At 69.6% G+C, this 15964-nt stretch carries 14 protein-coding genes; 7 read left to right on the top strand and 7 right to left on the bottom strand.

The window, feature by feature from the left end:
- The coding region (locus BL253_RS37815; protein ID WP_338013786.1) for a DUF6444 domain-containing protein at window positions 1-295 on the bottom strand (295 nt) is incomplete at its 3' end.
- A gap of 106 nt (window positions 296-401) precedes the next feature.
- Here BL253_RS37815 and BL253_RS37810 point away from each other — a divergent pair.
- Both BL253_RS37810 and BL253_RS37805 read left to right on the top strand, forming a co-directional pair.
- The gene (locus BL253_RS37810; RefSeq protein ID WP_241835507.1) at window positions 402-1412 is read left to right on the top strand and encodes a hypothetical protein; all 1011 of its coding nucleotides are present in this window, start codon (window positions 402-404) and stop codon (window positions 1410-1412) included.
- Between the two features lie 11 nt (window positions 1413-1423).
- Complete coding sequence (locus BL253_RS37805) at window positions 1424-2893, top strand: acyl-CoA reductase (protein ID WP_076822877.1); 1470 nt, start codon at window positions 1424-1426, stop codon at window positions 2891-2893.
- 89 nt (window positions 2894-2982) lie between these two features.
- On the opposite strand, the gene BL253_RS37800 is transcribed toward BL253_RS37805, so the two are convergent.
- From BL253_RS37800 to BL253_RS41710, 6 genes are all read right to left on the bottom strand, one after another.
- Window positions 2983-3366 carry a PIN domain-containing protein gene (locus BL253_RS37800; RefSeq protein ID WP_241835506.1) on the bottom strand — a complete coding sequence of 128 codons (384 nt, stop codon included), beginning with the start codon at window positions 3364-3366 and terminating at the stop codon, window positions 2983-2985.
- A complete protein-coding gene (locus BL253_RS37795; RefSeq protein ID WP_241835505.1) occupies window positions 3363-3677 on the bottom strand; it encodes a hypothetical protein in 315 nt (104 codons plus the stop codon). The genes BL253_RS37800 and BL253_RS37795 overlap by 4 nt, the downstream gene beginning before the upstream one ends.
- A 169-nt stretch (window positions 3678-3846) precedes the next feature.
- Window positions 3847-4119 carry an Rdx family protein gene (locus tag BL253_RS37790; RefSeq protein ID WP_076822881.1) on the bottom strand — a complete coding sequence of 91 codons (273 nt, stop codon included), beginning with the start codon at window positions 4117-4119 and terminating at the stop codon, window positions 3847-3849.
- 193 nt (window positions 4120-4312) lie between these two features.
- A complete protein-coding gene (locus BL253_RS37785) occupies window positions 4313-5185 on the bottom strand; it encodes an SDR family NAD(P)-dependent oxidoreductase (RefSeq protein ID WP_076822874.1) in 873 nt (290 codons plus the stop codon).
- 239 nt (window positions 5186-5424) lie between these two features.
- The gene (locus BL253_RS37780) at window positions 5425-6765 is read right to left on the bottom strand and encodes a cytochrome P450 family protein (RefSeq protein WP_198946558.1); all 1341 of its coding nucleotides are present in this window, start codon (window positions 6763-6765) and stop codon (window positions 5425-5427) included.
- 197 nt (window positions 6766-6962) lie between these two features.
- Window positions 6963-7274: a hypothetical protein gene (locus tag BL253_RS41710; protein WP_131831693.1), complete on the bottom strand. Its 312-nt coding sequence runs from the start codon at window positions 7272-7274 to the stop codon at window positions 6963-6965.
- 50 nt (window positions 7275-7324) lie between these two features.
- Here BL253_RS41710 and BL253_RS37775 point away from each other — a divergent pair, with 50 nt between their 5' ends.
- The 5 genes from BL253_RS37775 to BL253_RS37755 form a co-directional block, all read left to right on the top strand.
- Complete coding sequence (locus BL253_RS37775; RefSeq protein ID WP_076822872.1) at window positions 7325-8668, top strand: ABC transporter substrate-binding protein; 1344 nt, start codon at window positions 7325-7327, stop codon at window positions 8666-8668.
- A 145-nt stretch (window positions 8669-8813) separates the two neighbouring features.
- Entirely contained in the window at window positions 8814-10118 is a 1305-nt protein-coding gene (locus BL253_RS37770) for an IS701 family transposase (protein ID WP_076822870.1), read from the top strand.
- Window positions 10119-10480: 362 nt separating this feature from the next.
- Window positions 10481-12139, top strand: a complete 1659-nt coding sequence (locus tag BL253_RS37765) for an HNH endonuclease signature motif containing protein (protein WP_241835504.1) — start codon at window positions 10481-10483, stop codon at window positions 12137-12139.
- A gap of 287 nt (window positions 12140-12426) precedes the next feature.
- A complete protein-coding gene (locus tag BL253_RS37760; protein WP_076820724.1) occupies window positions 12427-14991 on the top strand; it encodes an aminoglycoside phosphotransferase in 2565 nt (854 codons plus the stop codon).
- Window positions 14991-15964, top strand: a 974-nt coding sequence (locus tag BL253_RS37755; protein WP_158230511.1) for a phosphotransferase family protein, incomplete at its 3' end; no start/stop codon positions are given. The genes BL253_RS37760 and BL253_RS37755, both read left to right, overlap by 1 nt.

Below are 15964 nucleotides of genomic sequence, written 5' to 3'. Positions count from 1 at the left end.
GCGTCAACCCGTCCGCGCCCGGCTGCTTGCCGCGTTTCTTCTTCCCCGCCCCGCCACCGCCCGCCGGCGGCTCGGGCGGCTTCCGACCCGGGATCGCGCCGTCGCTGGACGGCGATAACGACGAGTTCCGCGAGTTCCGCGACGCCTTCCGCTCCAGGTCAGCGACCTTCGCCGTCAGCTCCGCGATCTGCCGGGCCTGCTCGGCGACCGTCGCCCGCAACTCCGCGATCAGCTCCGCCTGGGCGCGCACCACCGCGAGGAGGCCCTCAGGGGGCATCTCCTCGACCGGCGCCATGCCCCTACCTCACCACACGCACCAGACCTGGCACGCCACGCGACCACCAACATCAGCGCCTGGCTCCGAAGCCAGCGACCCAAAGCAACATCAACAAAGCACCTGAATGTTTACGATCGCGCGGCTCGAGGAACACGGCCACCTGGTGTCCAGCTCGTCCGGCACGTCTGGCAAGGCGTCATTCCTCGACAAGACCATGACTGACCGCGAGGCCTCCGGCCAGAATCTGCTCGACAGCCTGACCTGGCTCGGCATGCCGCCGGCCAGGGAGTGGCACGTCGTCCCGGTGGGCCCGGACTCGGGGATCAGCTCCGCGGCGTACATCCGCGACGTCTTCCTGACCAACTACCGCCGGGACGACGCGCTCCCGCTGCCGGAGTCGAGGCCGGTCACCGACCACCACAAGTACATGGCCCGTCTTGGCGCGATGCGCCGGGCGATCGCCGACGGCACCGCCTCACCGGACGAGGTCGCCGCGTTCGAGGCCGAGGGCGCGGCCAGGCAGGCCGACGTCGAGGACCGCCTCCAGTTCCTGGCCGAGCAGGTCATCGCCCACAGAGGCGAGAACATCTTCTTCAACTCGATGTTCCCGATGCTGTACCGACTCAACGAGATCCTGCGGGAGAAGGGCGTCAAGCCCGGCGACATCACCGGCGGGAACGGTCTTCAGGTGGCGGGTGGGCTGAAAGGCATGACCCTGCCGCCGGACTACCGCGAACGCATCTTCGAGCTGCTCAACATCCAGCCGAGCCGCTTCCTGCACTACTACGCGATGCAGGAGGTCAACCTGCGCAGCGTGAAGTGCCTTGAAGGCCGTTACCACGTGCCGCCGGGGCTCACCCTGTTCGTGCTCGACAAGAACGGCGAGGAGCTCGCGCCGCTCTCCGACGGCCAGGTCGAGGGCCGGGCCGCCTTCTTCGACTTCTCCGTCGACGGCCGCTGGGGCGGCACCATCAGCGGGGATCAGATCATCGCCGATTTCGGCACCTGTGCCTGCGGCCGGGAAGGGCCGACCGTCTCCGAGGACATCACCCGCTACAAGGACCTTCCGGACGGCGACAAGATCACCTGCGCCGGCACCATGGACGCCTACGTCCGCGGCTTCATCGACAACTGAGGGAGCGGCACATGACCATCACCGATTCCACCGCCGCCGCCGCCGTCTCCCCGGGCCTCGCGCCGTCCGAGCCGGCGAAGCCGAAGAAGCTGAAGGTCCCGCACGTCATCCGCGGCAGGGTCGTCTGGGGCGAGGACGTCGAGTACCTGTCGCGCGACTTCGGCGTGCCGTTCGTGACGCCGCGGATCAACTTCAACGAGCTGATCACGCCACGCACGGAGCAGGGGCCGGCCTTCGACGTTCCGCTGACCGACATCATCGACTATCTCGTCGAGGTCGCCGAGCGCCTGGAGCTGGAGCGGAACCCCTACCTGCAGGAGTCTCTCGAGCTCACGGCGCAGGTCAGCCAGATGCCCCGGCGGATGCTCGTGAACACCTTCCGCCGGCCCGGCCAGTTCCTCACCCGCCAGGCCATCGAGTTTCGCCTCGAGAAGACGTTCCGCGACCCGCGGGTCCTCGACGGCTGGGCGGAACACACCGACCCGCACGGCCGGACGACCCGGATCCGCGCGTTCCCGCCGCGGCTCGTCCACATGCTCGCCGGCAACTCCCCGTCCGGCGCGATGACGTCGATCGCCGACGCGGCACTGGTCAAGGCCATCAACGTGTTCAAGCTGCCGTCGGCCGACCCGTTCACCGCCGTCGCCGTGCTGCGCACGATGGCCGACGTCGACCCGGAGCATCCGGTGCTGCGCTCGATGTCGGCGGTGTACTGGCGCGGCGGCGACGCCAGGATCGAGAACGTCCTCTACCGGGCCCAGTACTTCGACAAGATCATCGGCTGGGGCGGCGGGGCCGCGATCAACAACATCATCAAGTACACCGGTCCGGGTTTCCATCTGGTCGCCTTCGACCCGAAGGTCTCGATGGCGATCGTCGGGCGCGAGGCGCTCGCCTCGGAGGAGACCATGCGTGCGGTCGCCGAACTCGCCGCGGCCGACGCGACGGTGTTCAACCAGGACGCCTGCCTCGCCGCCCGGCACATCGCCGTCGAGTGCGACCCCGACGACGACGAGGAGCTGGAACGCCTCGACCGGTTCTGCGCACTGCTGCGCGAGCGGCTGAACGTCGACCGCGAGTTCGCCAGCGCCGTCGGCCCGGCCACGCCAAGCGACATCCGCGAGGCCGTCGAGGGCATGCGCTTCCTCGAGCCGGACTACCGGATCTGGGGCGAGTACGACGGCTCCGGTCTCGTCGTCCGCTCCCCCGAGCCGGTCGACTTCCACCCGACGAACAAGACCGTCAACGTCATCCCGGTCGCCTCACTGACGGAGGCGACGCATTTCGCGAACGTCGCGACGCAGACCGTCGGCGTCTACCCGCCGGCCCGCAAGGCCGAGATCCGTGACCTGCTCGCCACCGCCGGCGTGCAACGGGTCGTCAGGCTCGGCAGCGCGATGACCGGCACGATGGGCAACCCGCACGACGGCATGTACCCCCTGCACCGCTTCGTCAACTGGGTCGCCGACGACGACGCCTAACAGTTCGGCGCTGCCCGCCCCGCCCCGGGGGCCGGGGCCGCTGCTTATCGGCCCCGGTCTCGGCGCCATCAGGCGCTCAATGAACGGCTTCAGGCCGCGGTGAGATCGAGTATCTCGACAGGTTGGCCTTGCCAACGCGCCGGGTCAGCCGTGGCCACTGACGCGCGCACCGGACGCTCAGCATCGGGCTGGGTAGCGTGCCGGACGTGTGCCGCGGCCCAGTTGGTCTCACGCGCGACGGCGAGCGCGGMCGGCAGATCCAGCGGAAGAATCTTGATGGCCGACAATGACGCGATGTGTTCGGCGATGCCGCGGCGAGCCCGCTCGGCCGCTACCAACGCACAGGTCGGCGCGTACACATGCCAGCCCGCGACGTTGTGAGCATAGTGAATCAACCGTGATGCCTTGATGTTGCCTCGACCGGCGGCCAGCATGGCCGAGTCATCAAACACGATGTGGTGCTGCTCGATCACCGGGTTCTCCGGATTCGCTCGAGCTGGCGACGCAGGTTGGCGTCCACCTCGGCCAGTTCCTCGTCGGTCGGGTCGTAGCCGTTCCACTCCTTGAGGTACTGCCGGGCCCGCTCCCCCTGGGCGGCCAGCCCGTCAGCCGTCAGGTGCGGCCGAGCAAGCCGGGCCAGGTACGTGTCCAGCGACAAGCCCTGCGCCGCCGCGGCCCTGACCAGGCCGTCCCGGACCTCGACCGGAACGCTGATCTCCGTGTCCGCCAAAAGCGGCCTCCCCAGCGCTACCCCGACCCGGCGCGGGTACGGATCCGCGTCCACCTCCGGATCRTCCACGACTGACTCGGCCACTGACAAGGCGTGGGTCACGTCCGCCTCCTACTGTCCAATACGGACCGATGGGTCCGACACTGTCGGGAAGGACAGTATCCGCTGACGCGACAAAGATCAAACAGCCGTTGCCGTCAGGATCAGCCGAAACAGAGGGGGCTCAGGCGTCTGAGTGGCCCAAGCTGCGCCCTGGGGCGACCAGGTCACGAACGGCGCGCTTCACGGCGGTCGGCTCGGGGAAACCCTGCTCGCGTCGATCCCAGACCACGGCGCCGTCGACCCGGACGATGAAGACGCCACCCGTGCCGGGAACGAGCGCCACGGCGCCGAGGTCGGTCTCGAACGTCGAGAGCAGTTCCTGCGCGAGCCAGGCGGCCCGGGGCAGCCACCGGCAGCGCGTGCAGTACTCGATCTCCAGACGAGGTTTCGCCACGCCGGCCGGTGTCCCAGCCGGCGGTGCCGAACCAGCCGGCGGTGCCGAGCCAGCCGGCTCCAGATCAGCGGCCTGATCGGCCGATGCGTCGTCGTTCGTGGAGGACACGACCGGCACGCTACCGGGCGGCGAGGCGGCGGGCCGGCCGCGTCACCCGTGTGTGGCCGGGCGGTTGGTCGGTTGGTCGGTCGGCTCAGCCTGCCGACCCATCGCGGGAGGCGGCCGCCTGGTCCACGTCGGCGAGCACGGCGGCGAGGCGGGCGCGGGCGGGGCGGAAGCTGTCGGTGTGGGTGAGGATGCGCACCCGGCCGGCCTCGATGCCGGCGATCGAGATCTCGGCGACCTCGGCGGCGGTGAGCACCTCGCCCGGGATGGGCTTGCGGGAGCCGTCCTCGCCTGGGGCCGCCGGCTCGGACGTCTCGGCGCCGTCGGGACGGATCGCCGCCGACGTCTCGACGAGCGGGGTGTCCACCAGGCCCGGGCAGAGGGCGCTCGCGCCGACGGCGGGCGCGTAGGCCCGCAGCTCGGCGTCGAGGGTCTCGGTAAGGCCGACGACGGCGTGCTTGACCGTGCTGTACGGGCCCAGCAGGGGCAGCCGCATCAGCCCGGCGGCGGACGCGGTGTTGAGGAAGTGGCCCTGCCCCTGGGCGATCATCGACGGGGCGAACGACCGCACGCCGTTGGCGACACCGAGCAGCAGGACGTCGATGAGCCACCGCCAGGTCTGCGGCGTCTGCTCCCACATCGGCGCCTGCCTGCCGACGACGCCGGCGTTGTTGCAGACGACGTCGACCCGGCCGAACCGCTCCACGGTGGTGTCGGCGAGCGCCTGGACCGCGTCGGGATCGCTGACATCGGTGGTGACCGCGGCGACGCCGGCGCCGGCCGCGGCGAGCGCCTTCGCGTGGGTCTCGGCCAGGGTCTCCGCGGCGCGGCCCAGCGGCTCGGGACGCACGTCGGCGAGCACGACGGACAGCCCGCGGCTGGCGAACGCCTCCGCCAGCGCGTACCCGATCCCGCTCGCGCCCCCGGTCACCACCGCGACCTGCCCCGATTCGATCTTCACGGCCCACCCACTCCTGCCAGCCGGCGCTAGAACAGGTTGCGACGATACGACGCCTCCGCCGTCGGGCGCCCGCGTTCCAGAAGCCTCGACCGCCGGCCAGCGGGAACAGTCGGAATGAACTCGAACCGGGACCGGCGGCCGCACTCCGGCAAGGCCAGAGAACGGTCAGGACGTGATCTTCTTTGAACGAGGCGGCGTCAGGAGTGACGTGACAACGGGGCGTCGAGAATGGGCCGCCGTCAGAACGAGGTGAAGACGACGGGCATGGCCATCAGACTGCGTATGACCACGGTGGGCTGCCAGACGAGCGCGCTGGCCGGCACGGCCAGGGTGATGTCGGGAATCCGGTCGAGCAGCACGGTGACGGCGGTGCGCGCGACGGTCCCGGCCACATCCTGGGACGGGTACGGGCAGCGATGCGGCCCGCTGCCGAACGCCAGGTGCGCCTGGCTGCCGCCGGGTCCGGCCAGCTGGTCCGGGCGCACCTGCGGGTCGGCGTTCGCCGCCGCGACGGACAGCACCAGCAGGTCACCGCGCCGAATGTGCTGCGCGCCCAGATGGACCGGACGAGTCGCCCAGCGGCCAAACGCGTTGGAGAACGGCGGATCCTCCCAGAGCACCTCGGCCAGCGCGTGCGCGACGGAGCGCCGGCCGCCCGCGATCGTCACCGCGAACCGGGGATCGGTGAGCATCAGCCGCAGCGCGTTCCCGATCCACGCGGTCGTCTTGGCCTGGCTCATCAGGAGCAGCATGATCAGGTCCTCGAACACCTCGTCGTCGGTGAGCGCCACCGGATGGGCCGCGAGCCTCGACAGCGTGTCCACTCCGGGGTTCGCCCGGCGCGCGGTCGTGTACGGGCGCACCATGTCCCGCAGCCGCGCCTCCGCCGCGCGCGCCTCGCCGGACTCGCCGGCCTGCATAAGCATGGCGGTCACGTCGGCCAGGAATGCCGCCGTGTCCGCCGGCGGAAGCGCGAGCAGCGTCGCCCCCGCCGCCATCGGGATCCGCGCGGCGTACTGACCAATCAGGTCGGCCTTCCCGTCGCCCGCGAAGGCGTCGATCAGCCCGTCGGCGATCCGCTCGCAACGCCCCGCCAGCTCGAACAGGTCGACGGCGCCCAGCGMGTCGTCGACCGCGGCGGAATGCCGTTTGTGCTCGGCGCCGTCCGTCGAAAGAATCGTGTCGGTCCAGGCGACGGGCGGGCGCAGCGGCCAGTGYGGCGGCGCCAGGTCCCAGGCATTCCACGTCCGCGAGTCCTTACCGAAAAGGTCGGACTGGCTCGCGACATAGTGCAGCTCCCGGTACCCGACCACCAGCCAGGCCGGGACGTCGTCATCCAGCATCACCGGGGCGACCGGGCCATGCCGCGCCCGCAGCCGCTGGTAAACAGCATGTGGGTCGCGGTGGAACTCCTCCCCGTATAACCGGGTCGCGCCCACATGGGCCGGATAACGGCGCGCCAGCTCGGCGGCGTGCGCCGACGCCTCCCAGCCGCCCTTGGGATAGACCAGCTGGACCGTGTCCGGCTCCGTCGACAGCTGGGCCGACGATGCTGGGGCATGCACGTTCGCGTCGGTCATCGCGCCTCCTTCGCCGGGCCGCGGCGACGCGGCTAGGCGGGTCATTCCCGTCGAGCCAGACCCACCGCCGAGGCATCGCCAGCGCGGGCCTACGGACGGTGGCAGAGATCGCGGCCAGCCTCCCAGCAATCGCCGCCACTCGCTTGAAACACGATCAGACAAGCGTCAGCGTTGTCCAAGCCAGCGTCATCTCGGCATCAGCCAGTGCGGGCGGTGGCGAGCCGGTCAGGTGCCGCGGTGAAGTCGCGTGCCGTGGGGTGGCCGATGCCGAGCCGGAACACCCGGCCCTTCCACGCTTGACCATGTGAGGCCTCAAGTTCAATATCGACTTCGGTATCGATCTGGAGGGTGGATGCCGGGGCGCCGTGCTGTGCCAACGATGGCGGCGTACCAACGATGGCGGCCCGCTCCTGAAGTAGTTCTCCCAGGCGGACGGACCGCCCGCGCATGTGTCCGGCCGCCACGACCCGCTCGATCCGCTCGATTCGTCGGCCCGCCGCCGCCTTCACCGACGCGCGGGCCGAGGCTCTGATCGCGACCTAGAGGGGATTGACGACGCATGCCCACAGCAGAGATCGCGCCGGAACCCGCGCCCCGCCGACAGCCGTGGCGAAGGTCGGTGGGCACACGCTTAGGCACCGCGGCCCTGGTCACGGGTCTGCTGGTCGCGCTCACGGCCTGCGGGGACGACGACGGYGGCGGTGACGCGAGCCCATCCCCGACGAGTTCGCCGAACGCCGCGAGCCTGCTGGGCCCGCCGAACGCCGCGAGCCTGCTGGGCCCGTCGAACCCGGCGAAGGGCACGCCGGTTCGGATCGGGCTGATCTCGGATGACAAGGGGCCTGTCTCGGACCTCGCCATCGAGACCGCGGTCGCCAAGGCCACCGTCGCCTATCTGAACGAGCACAAGGGCGGCCTCGCAGGTCACCCGATCGAACTGGTCACGTGCAAGGCCCTGGCCGACCCGGCCAAGGGAACCGACTGCGGCAACCAGATGGTCGAGAACAACGTGCCCGCCGTCCTCGTCGGCACCTCCTCGGTCGTGGACAGCATCTGGGAGCCCCTTCACCAGGCGCATGTGCCCACCTGGCTCAGCTATGGGGCCGGAACGACGCTGCGGGACACCGACTCGACGTTCGCCCTCACCGACCTCGCCTACACGGGCAAGGCGGCACTCCAGCGCGCCAAGGACATGGGCGCGACGAAGGTGACCGCCCTCGCGATCGACGTCCCGATCACGATGACCATCTGGCGGGACGTCGCACCGCCGTTGTACAAGGCGGCCGGCGTCGACCTCGCCGTCGTCCCGGTCCCCCCGGGCACGGCCGACATGACCCCGCAGATCCAGAGCATGATCTCCCGTGGTGATCCCGGGGTCGTCCATGTCATCGGCAACGACGCGTTCTGCATCAGCGCCTTCAACGGTTTGCGGGCGGTCGGTTTCACCGGCACCGTCGTGCCGCACCCGAACTGCATGTCGGACAAGACCCGCACGGCGGTGCCTGGCAGTTTCCTCAAGGGACTGCTCGTTCCCGGGACCGCCCCGGTCGGCATCGAAAGCCCGTCGACACGCCTGTACGAGGCCGTCGTCGCCGCCTACGGCAACAAGGACATCGACACCGACAGGGTCGCCGGTCTGTCGATGTTCACCCAGGTCGCCGCATTCCAGCTCGCGACCGAGGGCATCTCCGGCGACGTCACCTCCAGCTCCATCGTCGCCGCGATCCGGGCGATGCCCGAGAAGGACCTGCCCGGCGCGGYCGGCCTGCGGTTCCGCTGCAACGGCAAGGCCGTCGCGGGCGAGCCGGCCGTCTGCGTCCGCGGCTGGCTGACCACCACCCTCGACGACAAGGGGCAGCCCGGCCCGTACAAGCCAGTCGGCGTCACCCCCATCGAGGACTAGTACTCCAGCCCGACTTCTGTGATCGTTTGGATCTGGTGGGCTGGGGTTGGGTGGCCGGGCTGGCCTGAGCGGCGTGGCGGTCCCGGGACGTGAAGGGGCCACCGGTGATCGTCGTGGGTTTGTGGCGACTCTCGAAGATCAGCCGGTGGCCGTGTGCCCCAGCGTAGACCCGGATCGTTGGCGCAACGAGTTCGAGGGGTTCGCGTCCCGGATCGGGGGCCGTTTCGCCCGTGTCGAGTCCCGGAAGCGGGCGCGGTCGTTCCTGCGTGGCCTGATGGCGGGGCTGCCGCGGGTGAACTGCTGGACGCTCGCCGAGCACGCCGGGGAGACCTCCCCGGGCGGGATGCGGCACTTCCTGGCCGGCGCGGTGTGGGACGACGACGGGCTGCGCACCGACCTGCGCGACTACGTCGCCGAGCGGTTCGCCGACGCCGAGGCGGTCCTCGTCATCGATGAGACCGGCGACCTGAAGAAAGGAAAGATGACCGTCGGTGTCCAACGCCAGTACACGGGCACGGCGGAACGAATCGAGAACGCACAGGTCGCGGTCTACCTGACCTACGCCACCCCGGCCGGGCACGCCTTTCTCGACAACGCCCTGTATCTGCCACAGTCGTGGATCTCGGACCCCGCCCGGTGCCAGGCTGCCGGCGTCCCCGACGGCGTGGCGTTCCGGACCAAACCCGAACTCGCCCGCACGATGATCGCCACCGCGCTCGACGCCGGGGTTCCCGCCCGCTGGGCAACCGGCGACGAGGTCTACGGAAACGACCCCGCCCTGCGCGCCGCGCTCGCCCGCCGCGGACTCGGCTACGTTCTCGCCGTCGCGAAGACCCACCAGATCGACACGAAGGCAGGAAAACGCAAGGCGATCGACCTCGCGGTCACCCTGCCCGAACCGGCGTGGACCTGGATCTCCGCCGGTCCGGGTGCCAAGGGACAGCGACTCTACGACTGGGCGTTCATCGCCACCAGCGACCAGGACCTGCCCGGCCAGCACTACCTGATGATCCGCCGCAACATCCACACCGGTGAGTACGCGTTCTACCGCGCCCACAGCCCGGCCCCAGTGCCACTGGCAGCGTTCGTCCGGGTCGCCGGGATCCGCTGGACCGTCGAGGACGACTTCCAGAACAGCAAGGAACTCGCAGCGCTCGACGAGCACCAGGTCCGCCGCTGGACCTCCTGGCACCGCTGGACCCTGCTCGCGATGCTCGCCCACGCCTACCTCGCCGTGACCACCGCCACCGCCCACGACACCCAGCCCGCCGACGGGCTCATCCCGCTCACCGTCAACGAGGTCCGCCACCTGCTCGTCCACCTCGCCATCCCGCGGCCAACCCCGCCGACAGCCTTCGTGCTGGCCTGGTCCTGGTGGCGACGCCACCACCAGGCACACGCCCAAACCAGCCACCACGACCGCCAGGCCACAGCCCTACAACTCAATTGATCACAAATCTCGGGCTGGAGTATTAGGCCGTCCATCATCTGTGTAGCCGGACGACGGTCGGCTTGCCGGCGCGATTGACCAAGGAAGCGCCACCACCAACTACTTATTCGACATTTCCACGTCGCGCATCAAGTAGCCGCTCTTCCGTTTCTATAAATTCGGGGGTGCACACCCCCGAAAAACAAGAACTGGACATACGTTCGAACTCATGGTTCTGTTGAGATATGCGCGCGCCGCTCGTTCCCGAGGAACCGGACGGCCGCCCTGCCCAGGTGTGGGTCGGGTCGGATTCCGGGATTCCTCTGGCCACGCCCGGCGCCGATCGAGGTGATGCCACGGAAATCGGGCATGAGAACTCTTCCGTGGTATCCGAAGGCGATTCTCTCGACGTCGACGACAATGACGGCGAGGACGGGTTTGGTGGGCGGCATCATGTGCTGGCCGAGTTGGACGGGGTCATCGGCGGGTTGAAGGCGTTGACCGGGGCGAACCTGTGGGCACTGTCGCACGCGGAAGCGTTGGAGTTCCTCGACGCGACGGAGCGGGCGGGCCGGCTGCTGGGCGCGGTCCTGTTCGCGACGGTCCGAGACCTGGCCTGCCGGGACCTGCGCGGCGTGTTCGGCGAGGAGGATCTGCCCTCGACCGCGGAGCTGCTGCGCTGGCAGGCGAAGATGCGCCCCGCTGACGCCCGGCGGACCGTCGAGCTGGCCCGCGACCTCGACGTGACCTACCCCCGCACCGGCCACGCCCTCACCGACACCGCGATCAGCCGCGAGCAGGCCACCGTCATCGTCGCGGCACTGCGCGCCCTCCCGCCGGACACGCCGGTCGAGCAGCGCCACTGGGCCGAGGGGTTCCTGCTCACCCAGGCGGAGACCCTCGACGCCGGCGACCTGGTCGCCCTCGGCAGAACGATCCGCGCCCGCCTCCAGGACCAGCTACGCCCACCCGGCGCCGACCCCCACGACGACGGCGACCAGGCACGCCGCCGCGAACTGCACCTGACCGACCAGCCCGACGGCACCACCCGCATTCACGGCACATTGGACGCCGAAGGTGCCGCCGCCCTGCGCGCCGCCCTCGAGCCCCTCGCCCGACGCAAGCCATTCGGGGAAGCCCCGGAAGACCACCGCACCGTCCCGCAGCTCCGTGCCGACGCCCTCATCGAGATCACCGAACGCGTCCTGGGCACCGGTACGCTGCCGATCTCTCGCGGGACCCGGCCCCACATCACCGTTACGACGACGATCGACGCGCTGCTCGCCGCGGACGGCGCCGCCCCGGCCACCACCTGCCACGGCCTGGCGCTATCGCACGCCGCGCTGGAAAGAGTCTGCTGCGACGCCCATCTCACGCATGTTCTTCTCTCGCGGGAAGGCGTGCCTCTCGAACTCGGCCGTACCCGCCGTATCGTCCCACCGCCTTTGCGCCGTGCTTTGGTCGCCCGGGACGGGGGATGCACGTTTCCTGGCTGCCAGAAGAACGCGACGTGGACAGATGCACACCATATTTCGCACTGGCTTGCCGGTGGCGCGACGAACCTCGAAAATCTGACTCTGCTTTGCGGGTTCCATCACAGGGTTGTGCATCGGGGAGAATGGGCCGTCGCCATGGGTCCGGACGGTCATCCCTACTWCGTCCCGCCCTACTCCGTCGACCCCCGACGCAAACCCCGCCGAAACCCCCTCCACCGCAGCCTCGACCACCTTTACACTGGAATCTGGGAACCACCGGCCCATGCAGACAAAGCCTGGCATAGCGACAGGAAACTCCGCCTGCCCGACAACGACTGTTGCACCGGCGAAAGTGCCAGCGAAACGGCCACCTACCCCGAATCGGACTGGCCCAGCGACCACTCCGACGTTCTCGTCGACCGCTCCAACACGCTCTTCGACGACCCTCTCCTCGAGGAGGACCACGAGAACGACCACAGCGCCCCGGCGACCAGCGATACCGGCCTCCCAACGATCCTCCCCGCCGACAGCCCAGTGCTGGGTCGGCCGGAACCACCACTCAGCTGACCTCCGGCCCCGGAGACGGCATCGAGCCAGACCACCACCAACGCCAGGAGGAGAGTGCCGTTCCGGCGGGCCTGTCCGCACACAGTACGAGGACCCCCCGCCGCCGGCCTGATGAGTAAGTCACTGATAGGTCCGTCAGCCCAACGCGAGAAGATGGCATATTGCGCGGTTCGACATCCGAGATCAGGTGGGCATGATTGGATGCGCAGGGTGATCGCCGCGGCACGGTGGCGATCAACAACTGTTCCATTACTGCGCACCAATGGCTGTCTCGCCGGAGGTAGTGGATGGCGATCGCGCCGCGGTTTCGCCGGGTGGCGGCGTTGCAACGAGAGTTCGTGGACCGGGTGCCGTTGCTGGACGCGTTCACGAACGAGGTCGAACGGGTCCGGGCGGCGGTAGCCGCTGGCGAGTCCGCGCCGCGGGTGCTGAACATGACCGGGGTCGGCGGGATCGGGAAGTCACGGCTGCTTCGGGAGCTACGGGTCCAGGTTCCGGCGGGCTGGCGGGCCGCGGCGCTCGATCTCCAGGTGCCGGCGATGCGGCAGCAGGAGGATGCCCTCGCCGTCCTGCGCGTCGAGTTCGGCAAACAGGGGGTGCGGTTCGACCGGTTCGACATCGCCTATGCGGTCCTCTGGCAGCGCATTCACCCTCACCTGCGGATCAGCCGGGAGTCACTGCCGTTCGTGGAGGAGAGCGGAGTCCTCACCGAGATCATCGACTCGGTCGCCGGAGTGCCGGTCTTCGGCACCGCTCTCGGTCTACTGAAGGCCGCGGAGCGGGTGACCTCGGATGCGCGCCGCCGTCACCGGATCAGTCGCGACGAGACGCTCTCGTCGCTCGACGAACTGCCAAACGCCGAGGTCGTCGACGCCGTCACCTTCCTGTTCGCCGAGGACCTGCGTGACGCGTCAGCCAGCCGTCCCTACGTGCTGACGATCGACACCTACGAGGCGCTGGTGCCCGCTCCGACCCGCTCCGGGCGGACACAGCTCGCGGACGTCTGGCTACGTGACCTGGTCGCCCAGCTGGATCGCGGCCTGGTCGTCATCGCCGGCCGGGAGCCGCTGGGATGGGACGCCTACGACGCCGACTGGCGTGGGCTGATCCGGGCCTGCCCGGTCGACGCGCTGCCGATGGAGGCCCGGCTGACGTTGCTCGGCGCCTCCGGGGTGGCGCAGGAGAGCGAACGGCTACGGCTCGCGACGGCGAGCGCGGGGCTGCCTTTCTACCTACATCTCGCCGTCGACACCGGCGGAGCGGGCGGGAATGCCGAGGATGGTGGTCCGAGTCAGGCACACGCGGCGGCGACACAACGGGAGATCCTGCAACGCTTCCTGCAACACGTCGCGGCCGACGAGGTGCGGACGCTGGAGGTCCTTGGCGTTGCACGGATATTCGACCAGGAGATCTTCCGGGCGCTGACGTCGGCTCTCCGGCTTCCCGGTCATGTGACGGCCTGGGAGTCGATCTCGTCCTACTCGTTCGTCTACCCGGCCGGCGATCAGCTCCGGTTCCATCAGCTCATGGCGAGCGCCCTGCGCGACCGGCTTTCCACGTCGGCCCGGCTGGAACTTCACCGACTGCTGCGCGACGCCTGGGAACCGCGAGCCTTCGAGGATCCGGCAGCGGATGGCATCACCGACCAGGAAAGGTCCCGGAGCCTGGGCGGACGACTGCTCGCGGACCCGGTGGCGTTTCAGGAGCTCGTCTTCCATGCTCTGCACATCGGGGAGATCACCGGGGTCGAACTGCTCGACCTGGTAGAGGTCGCGGTCCGCGGCGGGGCCGACGGCGCCGCCGGTGGCGTGCTCACTGACCTGCGCGATTTCCTACGGGAGAACCCAGCTCGCACGACGTCGGATCTGGCCGAGGCCGGACGGGTGATGGATGTCGAGACGGTCCTTCGCCGTGGCGAGGCCAGCCGGGCGCTGGAGCTGACACCGGACGAGGACTGGGACGTCAGCCAGCCTGTCGGGGCACGGCTCGCGGTCGCCGCCGGTCAGGCACGCCGCATCGCGGGCCAGACGACCGCCGCTTTAACGATCTACAACCGCGTCTGGGCCGGCCAGGATGACACCGCCCGGATGGGCGCCGGCCTGTGGGCCGCCGACCTGCACATGTGTCAGGGACGGTTCGTCGAGGCGGAGCGGTTCGCGACCGAGCTGGACGTGATCGCCGAGCGGCGGCATCCGGAGTGCCGCGGCGACGTGGCCCGACTGCGCCACCTGGCGCACCGGTTCGCCTTCGACTTCCCAGCATCGGGCCGATTTCTCGACGAGGCTGCGACCTATTACCAGGCGGCCCGTTCCTTCGTCGGGAACGCGAACATCAGGACGAACCGGGCCGAGCTGCTCGCGTTCATCGATGCGCCCGCAGCCATCCCCGAGGCGCGGGCGGCCATCGAGGTCCAGACCGAGATCGGCGCACAGCATGAGCTGGGCAAGTGCCACACGGCGATCGCCGTCGCCGAGCTGCGGCTCGGCAACCTCGACCAGGCCGAGGTGGAGTTCGACACGGCGGTCGAGGCATTGACCCGGGCGAGCTATCGATCGGGGCTTGCTCGGGCAAGGTTGTACCGAGGTGCGTTGGAGGCGCGGCGGGGCCAGGTCGGCCTCGCCCAGGAGTCGGCGCGGTGGGCGGTGAGCGAACTGGAGGCCGCGGAGGTGTACCCGACGCTGGTGTTGTGCGCCGGAACAGCGCTGCGAGAGCTAAGAATTGAGGATCAATACGTGACGGACGCCTGCCAGCGCGCCGAAAGCGCCCTCCAACCATTGGACTCTCTCGACGTCCTGAAGGGCCGCATCGACGCCCTCGCCCGCGACCTGCTCGGCTTCGACGGGGCAGCCTGATGACGAGGTCCGACCCGGCGATTCCAGATCCGGCTGGTTCCGCGGTAGGGAACGGCCCAGCGGCTGACGCGGTCGTCGGCGAGGTGAGGGCGACCGTGCCGCACGCGGCCACGAACGAACCCGACGAGCTGTACTGGCTGGCCCTGGCCCGCACCGACCGGAGCGCCGGCTTCTACAACCACAACGTCCGGGTCGGGACACCGTCGGGGCCCGTCGTGGTGCGCATCCCCATCCCCGAGGCCGACACCATGGACCTCACGATCTGGCCAGAGTCCGAGGTCGTGCGTGCCCTCCACCCCGCCATTCCTCGGGCCCCAAGGCTTCTCCACGCCAACGTCGGTCCGGCCTACCAGATCGTCGAATGGATCGAGGGTGACGTCCTCGACGCGATCGCGCCCCGCGGCAAGCGCGTGCCCGAACATGTGATCCCCGACGTCGGTGCCCTGTTCACCCAGCTCGGCAGGGTGCCGCTGGACCAGCTCCCAGCGCTGCCCGCCGACTGGCCCGGCGACGGGGACACGGCGGCGTTCGCGAGCAGGCTGTCGGCTATCACCGCCGGCGTGCACGCCAGGTTTCTCGCCGAGTTCGGCGATCTGTTCAAGGCCCTCGGCTTTCCCGCCGACCCGCTGGAGCCGGTCCTCGAACGCTGGTCGACCCTCTGCCCCAGACCGTTCCGCCTGCTCCACACCGACATCCATCGCAAGAACATGATCGTGAACGGCGGTGCGACATACTTCCTCGACTGGGAGCTGGCTCTCTGGGGTGACCCGGTCTACGACCTGGCGGTACACCTTCACAAGATGGCTTACCAACCCGACGAGGAGGAACTCGCCGGGGCGGCCTGGCGAAACGCCGTCCCGCCGGAGGCCGCCGTCGAGTGGACCCGCGACCTCGCTACCTACCTCGCCCACGAGCGGGTGAAATCCGCCGTCGTCGACACGGTCCGCTACACCAAATTGATCGCCGCCGGCTC

Source organism: Pseudofrankia asymbiotica (assembly GCF_001983105.1).
GTDB classification, from domain to species: Bacteria; Actinomycetota; Actinomycetes; order Frankiales; family Frankiaceae; genus Pseudofrankia; species Pseudofrankia asymbiotica.
The sequence above is the reverse complement of the archived record's forward strand: the minus strand, read 5'-3'. Positions and strand labels throughout refer to the sequence as shown.

Bases quoted from the DNA above. Each gene is read 5' to 3' on its own strand.
- BL253_RS37810 (WP_241835507.1), top strand. From the start codon at position 402: ATGTTTACGATCGCGCGGCTCGAGGAACACGGCCACCTGGTGTCCAGC.
- BL253_RS37805 (WP_076822877.1), top strand. From the start codon at position 1,424: ATGACCATCACCGATTCCACCGCCGCCGCCGCCGTCTCCCCGGGCCTC.
- BL253_RS37760 (WP_076820724.1), top strand. From the start codon at position 12,427: ATGGCGATCGCGCCGCGGTTTCGCCGGGTGGCGGCGTTGCAACGAGAG.